Annotated in this window: 20 protein-coding genes; 14 read left to right on the forward strand and 6 right to left on the reverse strand. The window is 62.6% G+C overall.

Annotation, left to right across the window (positions count from 1 at the left end):
* Positions 1 to 39: 39 nt before the first annotated feature.
* The 5 genes from lepB to recO are packed head-to-tail and all read left to right on the forward strand — an operon-like array spanning position 40 to position 3,552.
* The gene (gene lepB, locus QO034_RS03135) at positions 40 to 879 is read left to right on the forward strand and encodes a signal peptidase I (protein ID WP_284484280.1); all 840 of its coding nucleotides are present in this window, start codon (positions 40 to 42) and stop codon (positions 877 to 879) included.
* On the forward strand, positions 876 to 1,562 hold the full coding sequence (gene rnc / locus QO034_RS03140; protein ID WP_284484050.1) for a ribonuclease III: 687 nt from the start codon (positions 876 to 878) through the stop codon (positions 1,560 to 1,562). Before lepB ends, rnc begins: the two co-directional genes overlap by 4 nt.
* Positions 1,559 to 2,461 (forward strand): GTPase Era, encoded by a 903-nt coding sequence (gene era, locus QO034_RS03145; RefSeq protein WP_284484051.1) that lies wholly within the window; start codon positions 1,559 to 1,561, stop codon positions 2,459 to 2,461. Before rnc ends, era begins: the two co-directional genes overlap by 4 nt.
* Positions 2,458 to 2,787, forward strand: a complete 330-nt coding sequence (locus tag QO034_RS03150) for a DUF1491 family protein (RefSeq protein ID WP_284484052.1) — start codon at positions 2,458 to 2,460, stop codon at positions 2,785 to 2,787. Before era ends, QO034_RS03150 begins: the two co-directional genes overlap by 4 nt.
* 39 nt (positions 2,788 to 2,826) lie before the next feature.
* Complete coding sequence (gene recO, locus QO034_RS03155) at positions 2,827 to 3,552, forward strand: DNA repair protein RecO (RefSeq protein ID WP_284484053.1); 726 nt, start codon at positions 2,827 to 2,829, stop codon at positions 3,550 to 3,552.
* Positions 3,553 to 4,077: 525 nt separating this feature from the next.
* Here recO and QO034_RS03160 read toward each other — a convergent pair.
* Positions 4,078 to 5,775: an acyl-CoA dehydrogenase family protein gene (locus QO034_RS03160; RefSeq protein ID WP_284484054.1), complete on the reverse strand. Its 1,698-nt coding sequence runs from the start codon at positions 5,773 to 5,775 to the stop codon at positions 4,078 to 4,080.
* A 144-nt stretch (positions 5,776 to 5,919) separates the two neighbouring features.
* Here QO034_RS03160 and QO034_RS03165 point away from each other — a divergent pair, with 144 nt between their 5' ends.
* On the forward strand, positions 5,920 to 6,687 hold the full coding sequence (locus QO034_RS03165) for a sulfite exporter TauE/SafE family protein (RefSeq protein WP_284484055.1): 768 nt from the start codon (positions 5,920 to 5,922) through the stop codon (positions 6,685 to 6,687).
* 81 nt (positions 6,688 to 6,768) lie between these two features.
* Here the strand turns inward: QO034_RS03165 and QO034_RS03170 are convergent, their stop codons facing one another.
* Complete coding sequence (locus QO034_RS03170; RefSeq protein ID WP_284484056.1) at positions 6,769 to 8,367, reverse strand: phosphoenolpyruvate carboxykinase; 1,599 nt, start codon at positions 8,365 to 8,367, stop codon at positions 6,769 to 6,771.
* A 339-nt stretch (positions 8,368 to 8,706) separates the two neighbouring features.
* Here QO034_RS03170 and QO034_RS03175 point away from each other — a divergent pair, with 339 nt between their 5' ends.
* From QO034_RS03175 to QO034_RS03205, 7 genes are read left to right on the forward strand one after another with little or no spacing between them, the layout of a single operon-like run.
* Positions 8,707 to 9,408, forward strand: coding sequence for a response regulator transcription factor (locus tag QO034_RS03175; protein WP_284484057.1), 702 nt, complete (start codon positions 8,707 to 8,709; stop codon positions 9,406 to 9,408).
* 8 nt (positions 9,409 to 9,416) lie between these two features.
* Entirely contained in the window at positions 9,417 to 11,162 is a 1,746-nt protein-coding gene (locus tag QO034_RS03180; RefSeq protein ID WP_284484058.1) for a sensor histidine kinase, read from the forward strand.
* Positions 11,163 to 11,222: 60 nt separating this feature from the next.
* Entirely contained in the window at positions 11,223 to 11,615 is a 393-nt protein-coding gene (locus QO034_RS03185) for an HPr kinase/phosphorylase (protein WP_284484059.1), read from the forward strand.
* The gene (gene rapZ / locus QO034_RS03190; protein ID WP_284484060.1) at positions 11,612 to 12,508 is read left to right on the forward strand and encodes an RNase adapter RapZ; all 897 of its coding nucleotides are present in this window, start codon (positions 11,612 to 11,614) and stop codon (positions 12,506 to 12,508) included. The genes QO034_RS03185 and rapZ overlap by 4 nt, the downstream gene beginning before the upstream one ends.
* Positions 12,505 to 12,915, forward strand: coding sequence for a PTS sugar transporter subunit IIA (locus QO034_RS03195; RefSeq protein ID WP_284484061.1), 411 nt, complete (start codon positions 12,505 to 12,507; stop codon positions 12,913 to 12,915). Before rapZ ends, QO034_RS03195 begins: the two co-directional genes overlap by 4 nt.
* Positions 12,912 to 13,181, forward strand: a complete 270-nt coding sequence (locus QO034_RS03200; protein WP_284484062.1) for an HPr family phosphocarrier protein — start codon at positions 12,912 to 12,914, stop codon at positions 13,179 to 13,181. Before QO034_RS03195 ends, QO034_RS03200 begins: the two co-directional genes overlap by 4 nt.
* Positions 13,182 to 13,217: 36 nt before the next feature.
* A complete protein-coding gene (locus QO034_RS03205) occupies positions 13,218 to 14,105 on the forward strand; it encodes a 1-acyl-sn-glycerol-3-phosphate acyltransferase (protein ID WP_284484063.1) in 888 nt (295 codons plus the stop codon).
* A 75-nt stretch (positions 14,106 to 14,180) separates the two neighbouring features.
* On the opposite strand, the gene QO034_RS03210 is transcribed toward QO034_RS03205, so the two are convergent.
* Complete coding sequence (locus tag QO034_RS03210; RefSeq protein WP_284484064.1) at positions 14,181 to 15,056, reverse strand: 3-hydroxybutyryl-CoA dehydrogenase; 876 nt, start codon at positions 15,054 to 15,056, stop codon at positions 14,181 to 14,183.
* A gap of 162 nt (positions 15,057 to 15,218) precedes the next feature.
* Between QO034_RS03210 and QO034_RS03215 the strand changes: the two genes are divergently transcribed.
* Entirely contained in the window at positions 15,219 to 16,043 is an 825-nt protein-coding gene (locus QO034_RS03215) for a DUF6473 family protein (RefSeq protein ID WP_284484065.1), read from the forward strand.
* 72 nt (positions 16,044 to 16,115) lie between these two features.
* Here QO034_RS03215 and QO034_RS03220 read toward each other — a convergent pair whose 3' ends face one another.
* From QO034_RS03220 to QO034_RS03230, 3 genes are all read right to left on the reverse strand, one after another.
* The gene (locus tag QO034_RS03220; protein ID WP_284484066.1) at positions 16,116 to 17,042 is read right to left on the reverse strand and encodes an electron transfer flavoprotein subunit alpha/FixB family protein; all 927 of its coding nucleotides are present in this window, start codon (positions 17,040 to 17,042) and stop codon (positions 16,116 to 16,118) included.
* Positions 17,042 to 17,800 carry an electron transfer flavoprotein subunit beta/FixA family protein gene (locus QO034_RS03225; RefSeq protein ID WP_284484067.1) on the reverse strand — a complete coding sequence of 253 codons (759 nt, stop codon included), beginning with the start codon at positions 17,798 to 17,800 and terminating at the stop codon, positions 17,042 to 17,044. The genes QO034_RS03220 and QO034_RS03225 overlap by 1 nt, the downstream gene beginning before the upstream one ends.
* Before the next feature lie 168 nt (positions 17,801 to 17,968).
* Complete coding sequence (locus tag QO034_RS03230; RefSeq protein WP_284484068.1) at positions 17,969 to 18,541, reverse strand: cob(I)yrinic acid a,c-diamide adenosyltransferase; 573 nt, start codon at positions 18,539 to 18,541, stop codon at positions 17,969 to 17,971.
* Between the last annotated feature and the right edge of the window lie 12 nt (positions 18,542 to 18,553).

Raw genomic sequence — 18,553 nt, forward strand, 5'->3', positions numbered from 1 at the left:
CGCATGAAGCCCGAAACCCACGAAGCCCCGGAGAACTGCATGGCCGACGACGCCAAGAAGAAAGGAAACCCCATCGTCGAGACGATCAAGACGATCGTCTACGCGCTGCTGATCGCAGGGGTGTTCCGCACGCTGTTCTTCCAGCCGTTCTGGATTCCGTCCGGATCGATGAAGGAAACCTTGCTGATCGGCGATTTCCTGTTCGTCAACAAGATGGCATATGGCTATTCCTTTGCCTCCTGTCCCAGCGTGATCCTGCCCGGTTTCGGAATCAACATCGATGCCGAAGACATCTGCGGCGTGATGCGGGGCGACAACAGCCGCCTGTTCGGATCGGAACCCGAACGGGGCGATGTGGTCGTTTTCCGCCACCCGGTTTCGGGCCGCGACTTCATCAAGCGGGTGATCGGCATGCCCGGCGACCGCGTGCAGGTTCAGGGGGGCGTGGTGTCGATCAACGGCACGCCCGTCGAGCTGCAACCGGATGGCGTGTTCGAAGAAATCTATGAGCCGCAGGGCCCGCAAGGCACCCGACCGAGATGTTCCAACGGCCCGGTCGGGAACGGGGCGATCTGCGAAAAGATGCGGATGCTGGAAACCCTGCCCGGCGGGCGTCAGCACACCATTCTCGATATCGGTGAACAGGGCATGGACGACACCGGCGTCTACCTGGTTCCCGAAGGCCACTATTTCTTCCTGGGCGACAACCGCGACAATTCCAGCGACAGCCGCCTGCCGCAGAGCGCGGGCGGTGTCGGCTTCGTGCCGTTCGAGAACCTGATCGGACGGGCGGACCGGATCATGTTCAGTTCGGCGGGACGGTCCATGCTGTTCTTCTGGACCTGGCGCAGCGACCGGTTCTTCAAGGCGGTGCAGTGAAACTGTCGGCCGAACTGCAAGCGTTCGAACGCCGGATCGGCCATCAGTTCTCGCGTCCCGAACTCCTGGTTCGCGCCTTGACGCATGGGTCGATCTCGTCGCCGACGCGGCTGGACAACCAGCGGCTGGAATTCCTCGGCGACCGGGTTCTGGGGCTGGTCATGGCCGAGGCGCTGCTTGACGACGACAAGACGGCGAGTGAAGGGCAACTGGCCCCCCGTTTCAACGCTCTGGTGCGCAAGGAAGCCTGCGCCGAGGTCGCGCGCGAGATCGATCTGGGGGCGGTGCTGAAACTGGGGCGTTCGGAAATGCTCACCGGTGGTCGCCGTAAGCAGGCGCTGCTGGGCGACGCGATGGAAGCGGTGATCGCCGCCGTCTACAAGGATGCGGGCTTCGTGACGGCGCGGGATGTGATCCTTGGGCTTTGGGGCGAGCGCATCCGCACGGTCGAAGCGGATGCCCGCGACCCGAAGACGGCCTTGCAGGAATGGGCACAGGCGCGGGGCGAGGCGCCGCCGAAATACACCGAACTGGACCGATCGGGCCCCGATCACGCCCCGGTGTTCACGATCGTTGCCAGGATGGACAATGGCAGCGAAGCCCGCGCGACAGGCGGGTCAAAGCGGCTGGCCGAACAAAGGGCCGCTGCCGCTCTCTTGCGGAAACTGGAGCCGAACCAATGACACGCGCGGGATTCGTCGCCCTGATCGGGGAACCGAACGCCGGGAAATCCACCCTGCTGAACCGGATGGTCGGCGCCAAGGTGTCGATTGTCACCCACAAGGTGCAGACGACGCGGGCGCGGATCCGCGGTGTGGCGATGGAAGGCGATACACAGATTGTCTTTGTCGACACGCCCGGCCTGTTCCAGCCGCGCCGGCGGCTGGACCGCGCCATGGTGGCCGCCGCCTGGGGCGGCGCCGCGGATGCCGATCTGGTCGTTTTGCTGATCGAGGCGCATCGCGGCATCACCGCCGGGGTGGAACGCATTCTGGAAGGGCTCGCCGATATCGGCAGGGACCGCAAGATCGTCCTCGCGATCAACAAGATCGACCGGGTGCAGCCGGAAACGCTCCTGACGCTGAGCAAGGAGATGAACGACAGATACGGTTTCGCGGAAACCTTCATGATTTCCGCGGAAAAGGGCCATGGGGTGCAGGCGTTGCGCGACTGGCTGGCCAGTGAACTTCCGGAAGGGCCATGGCTGTATCCCGAGGACCAGATCGCTGATCTGCCGATGCGCATGATCGCGGCCGAGATCACGCGCGAGAAGCTGACGCTTCGGCTGCACCAGGAATTGCCCTACCAGATGACGGTGGAAACCGAGTCGTGGGAAGAACGCAAGGACGGCTCGGCCCGGATCGACCAGGTGATCTATGTGGTGCGCGACGGGCACAAGGGCATCGTTCTGGGCCATAAGGGCGAAACGATCAAGGCCGTGTCCAAGGCTGCCCGCGAAGAGCTATCCGAGTTTCTCGGGCGCAAGATCCATCTGTTCCTTCAGGTCAAGGTGCGCCCGAACTGGCTGGAAGAGGCGGAACGCTTTACCGAAATGGGACTCGACTTCAAAGACGGCGCATGACCCGCCTGACCGCGCAATTCTGGGTCCATGCCTACCTGAACCGGCTTCGGGTGTCCGGCATCCCGGCCTTCGTGGTGGCCCATGGTGACGACACCGCCGGCGCCGTCCTCGTCAAGCTGAACACGCTGGACGGCAAGGCCGGTCTGTTCCAGCGGAGTTTCGATCTGAAGACGGGACACCGGCGCTGGGTCGAGCTGGCGGCCGGACCGGACCGCGATGTGGAGCAGGTTATCGCCCGGCAGCGCGGCTATGATCCGGACCTCTGGATCATCGAGGTTGAAGACCGTGACGGACGCCATTTGCTGGATGAACCGGGGTTGGAGTAGGGTGATCCGATGACAGGCTTGAGAGGCGCGGGCTGACGCATGGAATGGCGCGATCACGGTATCCTGCTGACCTCGCGGCGCCATGGCGAAACCTCGGCGATCATCGACGTGTTCACTCGTGCGCATGGGCGGCATAGCGGGGTCGTCCGCGGCGCAACCAGCCGGAAGATCGCCCCGATCCTGCAACCGGGGGCGCAGCTGGACCTGCTCTGGCGCGCCCGGCTCGAAGATCACATCGGCGCCTTTACCGTGGAGCCGGTGCGAAGCCGCGCCGCCGCCGCCCTGTCTGGACGCCTGGCCCTGGCGGGGCTGAATGCGGTCACGGCCTTGCTGGCCTTCTGCCTGCCGGATCGGGAAGCCCATCGCGATCTGTATCAGCGCACGGAACAGCTTCTGGACCTTCTCGGTCAGAATGACATCTGGCCGCTGGCCTATCTCAGGTGGGAACTGGCTTTGCTCGAAGAGATGGGTTTCGGGCTTGATCTTGCGACCTGCGCCGTCACCGGGTCCACCGAGGATCTGGTCTTTGTCTCTCCGAAATCGGGGCGGGCAGTGTCGCGGGGGGCGGCGGGCGCCTGGGCCAACCGGATGCTCGCGCTGCCGCCGGTCCTGCGCCGCGAGGGGACGGCACCGGATCCGGAAGTCGCCGAGGCGCTGGCGACCACCGGGTATTTCCTCGAACACCGGCTGGCCCCGTCGCTTGGCCACAGGCCGTTGCCTGACGCCCGCGCGCGTTTCCTGGAAGTTTTCAGCCGGATGCTTTGAACGGCGTATTATGGCCCGGTTCCTTGCGCAGGATCAGGAGATCGCCAGCGGCTTCGGACTGGTCGTTGCGGTCATCGCGGCGATGAAGTCCCTGTCGCCGCGACGTCCGGGACAAGTTCCGTGCGCCAGTTCCATGAGACCGGCGTCAAACTAGGGGTAGGTGGCTTCCATCTTCGCGGAATAGCGGGAGCAATGCGTCGGACCTGCGATCCGGCCGGGTTCCGGAGAATCGGGGGCGGTTCAGAAAGGCGTTGCCGTCTCGTTCGCCCAGGATCCAGATGCGGTCCGCGCCACGGTGGCCGTGAACGGTTTCATCAGGGCCGCACTCTATCAGTGCAAGGACACCGATTGCCAGAATGGTCCTGAGCAAGGGAACCGCCTTGCCTGAAAAACGGATTGAAAACCAAGCCCGCATGGCGCGCGCATGAGGCCGCGCGGTGCAGGGGAACGTCGCGCCGCGCGGCCCCGGACGGAAAAGGGATGCTGGTGATCGGCCAGGATCCCTTTCCCGGTCGTCCTTGCGGGTCAGCCCAACAGGCGTCGGGCAATCACCTGCGCCTGGATTTCAGCGGCGCCTTCGAAGATGTTCAGGATGCGGGCGTCGCAGAGCACGCGCGAGATCTTGTATTCCAGCGCGAATCCGTTGCCGCCGTGGATCTGCAACCCGTTGTCGGCGGCGGCCCATGCCACGCGCGCGCCTAGCAGTTTGGCCATGCCGGCCTCCAGGTCGCAGCGGCGGCCTTCGTCCTTTTCCGCCGCGCTGAAATAGGTCAGTTGCCGCGCGATCATCAATTCGACGGCCATCATCGCCAGCTTTCCGGACACGCGCGGGAAGTCGATCAGCGATTTGCCGAACTGCTTGCGTTCGACCGCATATTGCATCGAAATGTCCAGAGCCGATTGAGCAACGCCGATGGCGCGTGCGGCGGTCTGGATCCGTGCGGATTCGAAGGTTTCCATGAGTTGTTTGAACCCCTTGCCCTCCTGTCCGCCCAGCAGGTTTTCGCCCTTCACATGGAAGCCGTCAAAACCGAGTTCGTATTCTTTCATGCCGCGATAGCCGAGCACTTCGATCTCGCCGCCGGTCATGCCTTCGGTCGGGAACGGGTCGGCATCGGTTCCCGGCGTCTTTTCGGCCAGGAACATCGAAAGGCCGCGGTGGTCGGTGCTGTCCGGGTCGGTCCGCGCCAAGAGCGTCATGACATGCGTCCGCGCGGCGTGGGTGATCCATGTCTTGTTGCCGGTGATGCGGTAGTCGCCGCCGTCCTTGACCGCCCGCGTGCGCAGCGACCCGAGGTCGGAGCCGGTGTTGGGTTCGGTGAACACCGCGGTTGGCAGGGTTTCGCCGCTGGCCAGACGCGGAAGCCATTTTTCCTTCTGCGCGTCGGTGCCGCCGCAGAGGATCAGCTCCGCCGCGATCTCGGAGCGCGTGCCAAGGGAACCGACCCCGATGTAGCCGCGCGACAGTTCTTCGGACACGACGCACATCGACGCCTTGGACAGACCGAGCCCGCCGTATTCTTCCGGAATGGTCAGTCCGAACACGCCCATATCCGCCAGTTCCCGGATGATCTCGATGGGGATAAGTTCGTCCTTCAGGTGCCAGTCATGGGCGAAGGGTTCGACCTTTTCCAGCGCGTAGCGGCGGAACTGCTCGCGGATCATCTCCAGTTCGTCATCGAGACCGGTCGCGCCGACCGTGATATTCGCGGACTGTTCCTGCATCAGTTCGACAAGCCGGCTGCGCGCGGACTGGTTGTTGCCGGACTGCATCAGCGTTGCGACCTCGGGGGTGGTCATGGCGCGCATGTCGTCGGGCGTCAGGCCGATATTCTGCGGCCGCAGAATTTCGCCCTGGCTCATGGGGATTCCGCCGTGGATCTGGCCGAGATATTCGCCGAAGGCGATCTGGTGGATCAGCTGTTCGATTTCGCCGAACCTGCCATTGGCCGATTGGCGTTCGGCCCATGATTGCATCTGCCGCAGGCTCTGCGCATAGGTTGCAAGCCAGGCCAGCCCATGGGCCGCGGTCTGATGCGTTTCGATCAACTCCGCCGAAACCCGGTCGTCCCGGCTGACCAGGGCGCGGACCTTTTGCAGGGCGCACTCCAGGACATCGTCGACCGGCTTGATCGCCGCGCCGGTCAGTGTCAGCAATTCGGGCAACAATGCCGGTGCTTTGTCTGGGGTCGTCATATGCAGGTCCTGTCCGTCATGGGGCATGAATCACATCCTTTTTTGATTGGGACGGTCCTAGTCATTTCGCAGGTGCAGCGCAACAAAAATACGGAAACGGACAGTGCATCGACCAAATATTGCGCAAAAATTCAAAGGTGCAAGCGCCGCCACAGATGATATGAGGCTGCCATGACACCGCTTTTTCCATTCCTTACGCCGGCTGAACTGGTTCTGGCTTTGGCTATCGCCGCCGGGGCCGGGATGGTAAAGGGCCTGGTCGGCTTCGCAATGCCGATGATCACGATTTCCGGGCTGAGCATGTTTCTTGCGCCGGAACTCGCCCTGGCGGGCCTGATCCTGCCGACCGTCGTGACCAACGGAATCCAGGCGCTTCGGCAGGGACCGAAGGCGGCCCTTGCATCGATTCGAAGGTTCGGGGTCTTCCTGGGCGTCGGGCTGGTGTTTCTTCTGGCAAGCGCGCAACTGGTGCGCCTTTTGTCCGAGGGCATGCTCCTGCTGATGATCGGTCTGCCGGTGACGGTGTTTTGCCTCATGCAGATCGTTGGCGTCCGGTTCAGCCTGAGCGCGCCCAGCAAACGGATCGAAGCCCTTGTCGGCGCGATCGCGGGTTTCATCGGTGGCATGTCTGGAATCTGGGGGCCGCCCACCGTGGCCTATCTGACCGCCTTGAATACGCCCAAAGCCGAACAGATGCGCATTCAGGGGGTGATCTACGGGCTCGGTGCGGTCGCGCTCCTGGGCGCGCATGTCCAGTCCGGCGTGCTCCGGGCGGAGACATTGCCGTTTTCACTGGCGCTGGTCTTTCCGGCCGTGTTCGGCATGTGGCTGGGCGGGCTGCTGCACGACCGCGTCGACCAGGCCGTGTTTCGTCGCGTGACGCTGATCGTTCTGTTGCTGGCCGGTCTCGCATTGGTGCGGCGGGGCCTTGTCGGCTGACGGCCGGCCCGCGCGCAGCGGTCCGGACGGCAAAAGGCCCCGGCGCTGCCGGGGCCATTCCAATCATCCGCTCCGGATGGGTCAGCCGATTGCAGCGGCTTTCACGTCTTCGTCGATATAGGGCAGGTATTGTTCGAAGTTGTCGGCGAACATCTTGACCAGTTCGGCAGCCTGTTTGTCATAGGCCGCGGGATCGTCCCAGGTCCGCCGGGGATCGAGCAGGACTTCGGCGACACCCGGCACGCTGACTGGAACCTCAAAGCCGAAATTGGCATCCTTGCGGAAATCGACCTCTGCGAGCGAACCGTCCAGGGCGGCCGTCAGCAGCGCGCGGGTTGCCTTGATCGGCATCCGGGAGCCAGTGCCATAGGCACCGCCCGTCCAGCCGGTGTTGACGAGCCAGCAGGTCGCGCCATGGGTCGCGATCTTTTCGCGCAGCAGATTGCCATAAACCTCGGGACGGCGCGGCATGAATGGCGCGCCGAAACAGGTCGAGAAGGTCGGCTGCGAGGTCGTCACGCCGCGCTCGGTGCCGGCCATTTTCGACGTAAAGCCGGACAGGAAATGATACATCGCCTGCGCCGGGGTCAGCCGCGCGATCGGCGGCAACACCCCGAAGGCGTCGCAGGTCAGCATGATGATGTTCTTCGGGTTGCCCGCGACGCCGGTCTCGGACGCGTTCGAGATGTAGTGCAGCGGATAGGCGCAACGCATGTTGGCTGTCAGGCTGTCATCCTCGAAATCGAGTGCGCGCGTTTCCTCGTCATAGACCATGTTCTCGATCACGGTGCCGAACTTGGTCGTGGTCGCGTAGATCTCCGGTTCGGCTTCGGGACTCAGGTGGATCGTCTTGGCATAACAGCCACCTTCGAAGTTGAAGATGCCCTTGTCGGACCAGCCGTGTTCGTCATCGCCCAGCAATGTGCGGTCCGGGTCGGCGGACAGGGTGGTTTTCCCGGTGCCGGACAGGCCGAAGAAGATGGCGGAATCGACCGGGTTGCCCTTGGCGTGGTTGGCCGAGCAGTGCATCGGCATGACACCTTTTTCGGGCAGCAGGTAGTTCATCATCGAGAAGATGGATTTCTTGTTTTCGCCGGCATATTCGGTGCTGGCCACGAGGATCAGCTTGCGATCGAAGTTCATCGCGATCACGGTCTCGCTGCGGCAGCCATGGCGCTCGGGATCGGCCTTGAACGACGGGCAGTTGATGACCGTGTACTCGGCCTTGAACGTGTCCAGTTCCTCGCGCTCCGGACGGCGGAACATGTGGCGGATGAACAGGTTGTGCCAGGCCAGTTCGGTCACGAGGCGGACGTTCAGCCGATGGGATGGGTCGGCGCCGACGAACATGTCCTGAACGAAATACTCGCGGGATTTCATGTGTTTGATCATGTCTTCGTAAAGCTGATCGAACGCTTCGGGTGTCATCGGCGCGTTGTTTTCCCACCAGATCGTGTTCTCGGTGGTGGCGGAGCGGACGACATGCTTGTCCTTGGGAGACCGGCCGGTGAATTTTCCGGTTTCGACCATGAACGAACCGCCCTGGCCCAACACGCCTTCGCCGAGGCGCAGGGCGGCTTCTATGAGCGCGGGTTCCAGAAGGTTGTAATGAACATTTTCCACCCCTTCGATACCTTGATCCTGGAGGCGAAAGCTCGGGTTTACCCGTCCAACTGTCATGAGGTCGTTTCTCCTGTGTGCGCGCCTTGTTCGAGAATGCATGTCCCGTTGGAACACGCTGACAGGGCGCCTTGACGATGGCCCTTAGCATGGGCGTTCGCGGGGTGAACAGTGCACTTGGCCGGAGTTAGCGCAACCAAGGCCAAATTTAGCGCAACCATGAAAACCCGTGTGCAAGCCCCATGCCGCAAAACGCGGCAGTTCAGCTATTCATAACACTTGTTTGCCCTAATCGGTCAGGAACGATCCGATGATTCGCGGCCTGGGGCGGTGCGCCCGTGCCGGGAGGTGGAAATGTCGGAACAGCAACGGGAACCGGGCAGAATAGGGGCGCCTGAAATGTCAAAAATCGCACTTGTCGACGATGATCGAAACATCCTGACGTCGGTTTCCATGACGCTCGAAGCCGAAGGGTTCGAGGTGGAAACCTACAATGACGGACAGTCCGCCCTGGATGCGTTCAACAAGAAGATGCCGGACATGGCGGTTCTGGACATCAAGATGCCCCGCATGGACGGAATGGACCTGTTGCAGCGCTTGCGGATGAAATCGCAGATGCCGGTCATCTTCCTGACCTCCAAGGACGATGAGATCGACGAGGTTCTCGGGCTTCGGATGGGGGCCGACGATTACGTGAAGAAACCGTTTTCGCAGCGACTGCTCGTGGAACGTATCCGCGCGTTGCTCCGGCGCCAGGATGCAGTTGCCGGGGATTTCGAAGGCGAAAGCCCGGATTCGAAGGTGATGGAACGCGGCAACCTGCGTATGGATCCGCTTCGGCATTCGGTCAGCTGGAAGGGTAGGGACGTGTCCCTCACGGTAACGGAGTTCCTGCTGCTGCAGGCGCTTGCGCAGCGACCCGGCTTTGTAAAAAGCCGCGATCAACTGATGGACGTGGCCTATGACGATCAGGTCTACGTGGACGACAGGACGATCGACAGCCATATCAAGCGGCTGCGCAAGAAGATGCGCACGGCGGACGACGCGTTTTCCGCGATCGAGACTCTTTACGGCATCGGATACAGATACAACGAAGAATAGTTTCGCAAATGAGCACCGCGGGAAAGGGAATTGAGCGTGGCGCCGGTGTGAGGCAGGCTGGACGGAAAGCCGTTCAGGCGTTGAAAGAGGGCTGGGCGATCGCCGACGGTCCGACCGCCGACGGTCCGACCGCGACCGGACCGGGCACCGCGAAGACCTTTCGCAGTTTCATTTCGTTGAACGACTCGCCGCTGACGCGCAAGATCATCATCTTCAACCTGATCGCCCTGAACATACTCGTTGCCGGCATCCTTTATCTGAACGGCACGCGTGAAAGCCTCGTTCTGCAACGCGCAAGCGCTTTGGTCGGAGAAGCGGAACTGGTCGCCAACGTGTTTGAGGCCAAGTCAGCGACCAATGCGCCATTGGCGCCGCCGATGAATCCGGAAGCCGTGTCGGAGACACTCGCGCAACTAAGCCTGCGCAATGGAATAGAGGTCTATGTTTTCGACCGCGCCGAAGCTCTGGCGGGTCACACGCGCGGTACCAACCAGAGCAAGGCGCTGTCGGCCCTGTCGTCGCGGGATGCGGACCGGGCATTGATCAGCGATGGGCTGGTGTTCATCTGGCAGGCGATTTCCACGCTCCTCTGGCCGCAGACGCCTGAAGAAGTCGGATCCGTCGAAGACCAGCTTCGCAAGCTGATTCCCTCGGCCATCGAGAACGGCACGCAGATCAGGACGGGGCTGGATACGGCGGGCGGCACGGTGATCTCGGCCGTCACGCCGATCCTGCGCGACGGGATCGCGATCGGCATCGTCGCCGTCGCCAGCCCATCCGGAGAAATCGATGCCCTGGTGCGGGATGAGCGCGAGAGGGTGCTGCGGATGTTCGTCGTTGCGGCGCTTGTGTCCATCGGGCTGAGCCTCGTGCTGGCATCGACCATCGCCAGTCCGCTGGCCGACCTCGCCGAAGCGGCGGAACATGGCCGCGACCGGAATGCGCGTCATACCCAGCCGGGGCGGGTCCGCATTCCGGACATGTCGGGCCGCCCGGACGAGATCGGCCGTCTGTCGCGCGCGCTTCGCGGCATGGTGGCGGCGCTGTACAACCGGATCGAAGGCAACGAGCAATTCGCCGCCGACGTGGCCCATGAGATCAAGAACCCCTTGGCGAGCCTGCAATCCGCGGTCGGCACTTTGCGGCTCGTCACGCGCGAAGATCAGCGAGAAAAGCTCATGGATGTGATCGCTCACGACGTGCGGCGTCTTGACCGGCTGGTCAGCGATATTTCGAATGCCTCGCGCCTGGACGCGGAACTCGTGAAGGAAGAGGAAGAGACCTTCGACCTGATCAACATGATGTCCAACCTGAACCAATACCTGAGCGAAGACGCGCGCGCCAAGGGCATAGACTATATCGCCGACCTGCCGGACGGGCCAATCCACATCCAGGGCCTGGAAGCCAGGCTGGCGCAGGTGTTCGTCAACCTCATCACGAATGCGATTTCCTTCTGCGAAGACGGCGACGCCATCCGGGTCTGGGCGCGCAGGCGCGAGAACAGGATGCTGATCGTCGTCGAGGACACCGGGCCGGGGATACCGGAACAATCGCTGTCGAAGGTGTTCAAACGGTTCTATTCGCAACGCCCCGAAGAACACTTCGGCAACAATTCCGGCTTGGGACTTGCGATTTCCAAGCAGATCGTGGAAGCCCATGGGGGGGTGATCTGGGCCGAAAACATCTGTCCGACCGAAGCCGATGTGACATCCGATCCGTTAGGCGTGCGGTTCGTGGTGGGGTTGCCGATCTGATCTTGCCGGGGGGGCGCGGCATCGCATGGGGGATTTGGCGTGATTGTCCACGGAAGCTGCGTGGAGCTAAATGGCAACGGCCTCCTTGTTCTGGGGGCGTCCGGCAGCGGAAAATCGACGCTGGCCTTGTCTTTGCTGGCCTTCAACGCCACCTTGGTCGCAGATGATCGCGTCATTCTGGAACAGGATGCCGGGGCGGTGATCGCTTCGTCGCCACCGATCCTGCGGGGGCTGATCGAGGCGCGCGGCGTCGGTTTGTTGACTTGCACGCCGGGCGATCCGGTTCCGGTCAAACTTGTGGTGGACATGGACCAGGCCGAAACAGAACGACTGCCTCAGAGCCGAACGATCAGCCTGCTGGGGCAGGACCTTCCCCTGCTGTATCGTGTCGCCGGTCCGCAATTCGTGCCGGGTCTTGTTCAGTTCCTGAAATCCGGACGTTTCGCGCCATGACCTCTGAAATCGGACCGAACGTTGCGCAGATCGTGCTGGTCACGGGTCCCTCCGGCGCGGGCCGGTCCACCGCGATCAACGTTCTGGAAGATCTCGGGTTCGAGTCGATCGACAACCTGCCGCTGCACCTGCTGCCCAGGTTGCTCGAAGGCCCCGCTCCCGACCGCCCTCTGGCATTGGGCATCGACACGCGGAACCGCGATTTTTCGACGGCGGCGCTGCTGGAACTGATCGACCAGCTGGCAGGCGACCCGGGCGCCGGGTTGACGGTGCTCTATCTGGATTGCACCAGTGACGTGCTGCTGCGGCGGTTCTCCGAAACCCGCCGCAGGCATCCTCTGGCGCCGGCGGAAAGCCCCGAGATCGGCGTCAGACGCGACCTCGATCTGATGGCGCCGATCCGGGAACTGGCGGACATCCTGCTGGACACGACCGAACTGAATGTCCACCAGCTCCGTGCGGAAATCGAGAGATGGTTCGCCCTGGGCGGCGCGACACGTCTCGCCTTGTCCGTGCAGTCGTTTTCCTACAAGCGCGGCTTGCCCCGGGGTGTCGACATGGTATTCGACTGCCGGTTTCTGTCCAATCCCTACTGGAATCCAGCCTTGCGGTCGCTCGATGGCCGTGATCCTCGGGTGGCCGCGCATGTCACGGCGGACGAACGGTTTGCCCCGTTCTTCGACCGGGTTCTCGACCTGACGCATCTGCTGTTGCCGGCCTATCGCGAGGAAGGCAAATCGCATCTGTCCATCGCCTTTGGCTGTACCGGAGGGCAGCACCGCTCCGTCGTCGTCGCGGAAACATTGGCGTCCGCCCTTGCAGAGGACGGGCAGCAAGTGTCAATTAGGCATCGTGAGTTGAAACGCCGCAAGTCGGATGAGAGGTCGGGTTGATCGGAATTGTGATCGTGGCGCATGGCGGGCTGGCCAGGGAATATCTGGCAGCCATTGAGCATGTTGTCGGGGTGCAGCCAGGCATGCGGGCCGTTTCGATCGAACCGGATCACGACCGGGACGCGAAACAGCAGGAAATTTGCGCCGCCGCCGACGCCGTGGACAGCGGCGACGGGGTGATTGTCGTGACCGATCTGTTTGGCGGATCGCCGTCCAATCTGAGCCTGCGGGCCTGTGCGCCGGACAACCGGCGAATCGTCTATGGCGCGAATTTGCCGATGCTGATCAAGCTGGCGAAGAGCCGGCAGTTTCCGGTGTCGGATGCGGTGCGTGCCGCGATCGAAGCGGGCAAGAAGTACATCAACACCCAGAATGTCAGCCCCGATCAAGGTTCCACAAAGCAATGACAGACCGCAGATTGAAAATCGTGAACGAAAAGGGATTGCATGCCCGCGCTTCGGCAAAACTGGTCGAAGTCGTCGAAGGCTTTGACGCGCGCGCCGAAGTCTCGCGTGACGGTTTGTCCGCCTCGGGTGACAGTATCATGGGCCTTTTGATGTTGGCAGCGTCCAAGGGAACGACTATTGACGTGCAGACCACCGGGCCCGATGCTGAAGCTCTGGCCGATGCGCTCGAGGCGCTGGTCGCGGACAAGTTCGGTGAAGGGTTCTGAACGCCGCCGAGCGGCGTATGGAACAGGAACGGAAAATTGGTGGATACGGCACGAGACAGCACATCAACGATTGTGCCCGAGACGGACAAGCCGAAGGGCGAAGTCTATGACAGGCGCACGCTGACCTACGCCAATTCCTTTGACGATCCCTGGACGGCGTTTGCAATCCGCGCGATCGAATGGTTCACCGGCAAGCTAACGATCCTGAAGATGGTGAAACGGTTCGAGCGAACCAACGAGAACTACCGCGGGCAGAAATTCTGGCGCGGGGCTCTCAACGTCATGGGGATCGAGCTTCGGACGCCGCTGGAACAGCTGGCCAACATCCCGAAGGAAGGCCCCGTCGTCGTCGTCGCGAACCATCCCCATGGCATGGTCGACGGAATGATCTTTGCCGACCTGATCGGGCGTGTCCGGCTGGATTATCGCATCCTGACCCGCTCGGTGCTGACCGGTCTGGACGAGGCCGCAACCTCCTTCATGATCCCCGTGCCCTTTCCGCATGATCCCGAAGCGCAGCGCAAGATGGTCGAGATGCGCGCCAATGCGATGTCCCATCTTGAGAACGGCGGCGTCGTTGCCCTGTTTCCGTCCGGCGTGGTGATGTCTTCGGAAAGCTGGTTCGGACCTGCGGTCGAAAAGGAATGGAACGTCTTCACCGCCAAGATGATCCGCAGGTCGGGCGCCAAGGTGGTTCCGATCTATTTTCCGGGCAGCAATTCACGGGCCTACCAGATCGCAAACCGGATTTCTCCGGTCTTGCGGCAGGGATTGCTGCTGCACGAGATCGTAAGGTCCTGCAATAAGCCCCAGGCCCCGATCGTCGGAGAGCCGGTCCGCGAAGAGGAAATGGCCCGGCTGGAAACCGATCCGCGCGGCTTCATGGCGTGGTTGCGTCAGCACACGCTTGATCTGGGCAAGTGACGCAAGCGTGAACCGGGGCAACTGTTCCCCGGAACCCCAATCGAGCCAGGAAAGAACGGCGGTTCTCGGTGCCGGTCAGCGTGTCGGAACCGGCACGTCGCCACGGTAGTCGTAGAAACCGCGCTTGCTTTTTCGACCCAGCCACCCGGCTTCGACATATTTCGTCAGCAGCGGGCAGGGGCGGTATTTCGTGTCCGCCAATCCGTCGTGCAGCACGTTCATGATCGCAAGGCAGGTGTCCAGCCCGATGAAATCCGCCAATTCCAGGGGACCCATCGGATGGTTGGCGCCCAGCTTCATCGACTGGTCGATCGACTGAACATTCCCGACGCCTTCATAGAGCGTATAGACGGCTTCGTTGATCATCGGCATCAGGATCCTATTGACGATGAAACCCGGAAAATCCTCGGCGCTGGCGGCCGTCTTGCCAAGCCGGTCCACGACTTCCCGGCAGGCGGTATAGGTCGGTTCGTCCGTCGCAATACCGCGGATCAGTTCCACCAGCTGCATCACCGGAACCGGATTCATGAAATGGAAGCCCATGAACCGTTCCGGCCGGTCCGTCCGGCTGGCCAGACGGGTGATGGAGATCGACGAGGTGTTGGACGTCAGAATCGTGTGCGGCAGCAGATGCGGTTGCAGGTCCTCGAAAATAGCCTGTTTGACGCTTTCGCGTTCGGTCGCGGCTTCGATCACCAGATCGGTCTTGCCGAGATCGGGCAGGGACAGGGTCGTTCCGATCCGCTGCATGGCCGCCGCCTTGTCCGCGTCACTGACCTTTCCGCGCGACACCTGGCGCGCCAGATTGCCGTCGATGCTCGAAATCGCGGCGTCCAGGGCGTCCTGGCTGATGTCGTTCATCAGCACGTCATATCCGGCAAGCGCCATGACATGCGCAATGCCGTTGCCCATCTGGCCCGCTCCGATCACGCCGATTGTCTGAATACCCATCGCCTTGCCTTTCGTCTTGCGTCGGTTGACCTTATCGGGCGCGAGCCACCCGCGACAAGAGGCAGAGTCGCGCTCCATTTGCGTCAAATGCGCCATTTAGCCGAATCGAAAGGATTTCCGGGCAAAGCTGATCCTGGGTGAAAATCAATTCTGGTGGGAATGATGAGTTTTGAAGTGCCGGGCGCGCATGCGCTTGATGATACCCCCTGTCGATATGGGGCATCGAAATTGCTGGTTCGCGGACCAAGTCGAGACCTTGAACAGCCGTATCTCTCGTTTCTGGGCGGCAGCGAAACCTACGGAAAATTCGTGGAAAAGCCGTTCGCGGCCCTGACAGAGGCAGCGATGGATATCGCCTGTGTCAATCTGGGATGCGTGAATGCCGGCGTGGATGCGTTCGTCAACGATCCGGATCTTCTGGAGATCGCGGGATCCGCAAGGTTTACCGTCATCCAGGTGATGGGCGCGCAGAATCTGACGAACCGCTACTACCGGGTCCATCCGCGGCGGAACGACCGCTTCCTCGAAGCGTCCACCCTGCTGAAGAAAATCTATAGCGACGTGGATTTCACGGAATTCCATTTCAATAGGCATCTCCTGTCGACGCTGCACGGCATATCGCCGGAACGCTTTCGTGTCGTCCGCGAGGACCTTCAGGATGCCTGGGTCGCGCGCATGCGGATCCTGCTTGGCAAACTTGGGCCCAGGACCGCGTTGCTCTGGTTGCGGCACGAAGGCCACGACGCGGCGGAGGCTCTGGATACGGTGGGCGCTCCGTGCCTTGTGACCCGCGCCATGCTTGATGAGCTGCGCGGCGAGACGGCCTGCATCGTGGAGATCCCGGTGCGCACGGCCGGGCGCGCGGGCGAACTTGCCGGCATGCAGTTCGGGCCGCTCCAGGCACCGGCCGCCGAACAGACGATCGGCCCTGAAACCCATTCCAGGATCGCGGCGATGCTGGCGAACGAACTGCCTGCGCTGCTGTAGGTGAAACGAAACAGGCCCGCACCTGTTCGTGCGGGCCTCGATCCGGTCAGGGTCCTGCGGGGCAGGACGCCGTTACAGCTTTTCGGTGAGTTCCGGGACGGCTGTGAACAGGTCCGCGACGAGGCCGAAATCGGCGACCTGGAAGATCGGCGCTTCTTCGTCCTTGTTGATGGCCACGATGACCTTGCTGTCCTTCATGCCGGCGAGATGCTGGATCGCACCGGAAATGCCGACCGCGATATAGAGGTCGGGCGCGACCACCTTGCCGGTCTGGCCAACCTGCCAGTCGTTCGGGGCATAGCCGGAATCCACCGCCGCACGCGACGCGCCAACGGCGGCGCCGAGCTTGTCGGCCAGCTTCTCGATCAGCGTGAAATCGTCTTCCGACCCGACGCCGCGTCCGCCGGACACGACAACGCCGGCGCTGGTCAGTTCCGGACGGTCGCTGGCGGCGACCTTGTCCTCGACCCAGGACGACAGGCCCGGATCGGCGGCGGCGGCGATCGTTTCGACCGGGACGGCGGAACCTTCGCCCGCGGCGTCGAAGGTCGAGGTGCGGAACGACACCACCTTCTTGGCGTCCGACGACTTCACGGTCTGGATCGCATTGCCGGCATAGATCGGGCGTTCGAACGTGTCGCCATCGACCACGCCGGATGCATCCGAGATCACCATCACATCCAGCAATGCCGCCACGCGCGGCAGCACGTTCTTGGCATCGGTGGTCGCGGGGGCGACGATGTGTTCGTAGTCGCCGGCCAGCGACACGATCAGCGCCGCCGTCGATTCCGCGAGGCGGTGGCCCAGCGACGGGTCCTCGGCGACCAGCACCTTCGAAACACCGTCGATCCTGGCGGCGGCTTCGCCGGCGGCGGCGGCATGGGCCCCGGCGCAGAGCGCGGTCACCTCACCCAGTTGTTTCGCGGCGGTCACCGCCTTTGCGGTCGCGTCCAGCGCCAGTTCGCCATCCGTGACTTCGGCAAGCAAAAGAACAGCCATTATACAGCCCCCACTTCCTTGAGTTTCGCGACCAGCTCGTCGACCGAGCCCACCTTGATGCCCGCTGCCCGCGCGGACGGTTCGGCGGTGCCGACAATCTGCAGCCGCGGGGTGACGTCGACGCCGTAATCGGCGGCGGTCTTTTCGTCCAGCGGCTTCTTCTTGGCCTTCATGATGTTCGGGAGCGACGCATAGCGCGGCTCGTTCAGGCGCAGGTCCACGGTCACGATCGCCGGCATCTTGACCTTGATCGTCTGCAACCCGCCATCGACCTCGCGGGTCACCACGGCGTGGTCGCCGTCGATACCGAGTTCGGACGCAAAGGTGCCCTGGGACCAGCCGAGCAGCGCGCTCAGCATCTGCCCGGTCGCGTTCATGTCGTTGTCGATCGCCTGCTTGCCGCAGAGCACGAGGCCCGGCTGTTCTTCATCGACGATGGCTTTGAGGATCTTCGCAACGGCCAGCGGTTCGATATCGGTGTGCACGTCGTCGGCGGCCACCACGAGAATGGCGCGGTCGGCCCCCATCGCCAGCGCCGTGCGCAGCGTCTCCTGCGCCTGTTTGACGCCGATGCTGACGGCGACGATTTCTTCCGCCTTGCCCGCTTCCTTCAGCCGGATCGCCTCTTCCACGGCAATCTCGTCGAACGGGTTCATCGACATTTTCACGTTGGCCAGATCGACACCGCTTCCGTCCGCTTTCACGCGCACTTTCACATTGTAGTCGATGACGCGCTTGACAGGCACCAATACCTTCATGGGCGTTTCTCTCCTCAATAAAACCCAAGCCGATCAGCGACTCGGTCCAATGCATTCCCGGATTAGATAACGGGGTGGCGACGTGTGAAACAGGGCAAAATCGTCACGTCAAGGGTCGGGGACGTCGCGTTTTTTCTTCGGCAGGCGGGTGGCGGCCATCGGGATCGGTCAGCGGTTGGCGCCCGGCACCCACAAAACATCGTCCTTGCCGCCATTGTTCGCGGTCCGGGCGGCGACGAAAAACCAGTCGCTGAGCCGGTTCAGATATTTCACAGCGGCCGGGTTCACGCCGTCGAGGGCCGCCAGTTCCACGGTCAGGCGCTCGGCCCGCCGCGCCACCGTGCGGCAGACGTGAAGCTGCGCCGCCAGCGGGGTGCCGCCGGGCAGGATGAAGCTGCGCAGCGGTTCGAGATTCGCATTCATCGCGTCGATTTCGGTTTCCAGCCGGGTCACCTGGCTGTCGATCACGCGCAGCGGCGGATATTCCGCGCTGGCATCGGCATCCATGTCCGGGCGACACAGGTCCGCCCCGAGATCGAACAGATCGTTCTGGATGCGCGACAGCGCTGTGTCGATGTCTCCGTCGGCGTGGAGCCGCGCGACACCGAGGACACTGTTCAGCTCATCCGAGGTTCCGTAGGCAGACACCCGCAGATCGAACTTGGCCACCCGGTTCCCGTTGCCGAGCGCGGTCTCGCCCGCGTCGCCGGTCCTGGTGTAGATCTTGTTGAGAACGACCATTCGAATTCTTCC

It is taken from the genome of Sedimentitalea xiamensis, assembly GCF_030164465.1.
Lineage (GTDB): Bacteria > Pseudomonadota > Alphaproteobacteria > Rhodobacterales > Rhodobacteraceae > Sedimentitalea > Sedimentitalea xiamensis.

Coding starts and splice junctions, on each gene's coding strand:
- lepB (WP_284484280.1), top strand. CDS start 40: ATGGCCGACGACGCCAAGAAGAAAGGAAACCCCATCGTCGAGACGATC.
- era (WP_284484051.1), top strand. CDS start 1,559: ATGACACGCGCGGGATTCGTCGCCCTGATCGGGGAACCGAACGCCGGG.
- QO034_RS03150 (WP_284484052.1), top strand. CDS start 2,458: ATGACCCGCCTGACCGCGCAATTCTGGGTCCATGCCTACCTGAACCGG.
- recO (WP_284484053.1), top strand. CDS start 2,827: ATGGAATGGCGCGATCACGGTATCCTGCTGACCTCGCGGCGCCATGGC.
- QO034_RS03160 (WP_284484054.1), bottom strand. CDS start 5,775: ATGCCCCATGACGGACAGGACCTGCATATGACGACCCCAGACAAAGCA.
- QO034_RS03165 (WP_284484055.1), top strand. CDS start 5,920: ATGACACCGCTTTTTCCATTCCTTACGCCGGCTGAACTGGTTCTGGCT.
- QO034_RS03170 (WP_284484056.1), bottom strand. CDS start 8,367: ATGACAGTTGGACGGGTAAACCCGAGCTTTCGCCTCCAGGATCAAGGT.
- QO034_RS03175 (WP_284484057.1), top strand. CDS start 8,707: ATGTCAAAAATCGCACTTGTCGACGATGATCGAAACATCCTGACGTCG.
- QO034_RS03180 (WP_284484058.1), top strand. CDS start 9,417: ATGAGCACCGCGGGAAAGGGAATTGAGCGTGGCGCCGGTGTGAGGCAG.
- rapZ (WP_284484060.1), top strand. CDS start 11,612: ATGACCTCTGAAATCGGACCGAACGTTGCGCAGATCGTGCTGGTCACG.
- QO034_RS03200 (WP_284484062.1), top strand. CDS start 12,912: ATGACAGACCGCAGATTGAAAATCGTGAACGAAAAGGGATTGCATGCC.
- QO034_RS03210 (WP_284484064.1), bottom strand. CDS start 15,056: ATGGGTATTCAGACAATCGGCGTGATCGGAGCGGGCCAGATGGGCAAC.
- QO034_RS03215 (WP_284484065.1), top strand. CDS start 15,219: ATGAGTTTTGAAGTGCCGGGCGCGCATGCGCTTGATGATACCCCCTGT.
- QO034_RS03220 (WP_284484066.1), bottom strand. CDS start 17,042: ATGGCTGTTCTTTTGCTTGCCGAAGTCACGGATGGCGAACTGGCGCTG.
- QO034_RS03225 (WP_284484067.1), bottom strand. CDS start 17,800: ATGAAGGTATTGGTGCCTGTCAAGCGCGTCATCGACTACAATGTGAAA.
- QO034_RS03230 (WP_284484068.1), bottom strand. CDS start 18,541: ATGGTCGTTCTCAACAAGATCTACACCAGGACCGGCGACGCGGGCGAG.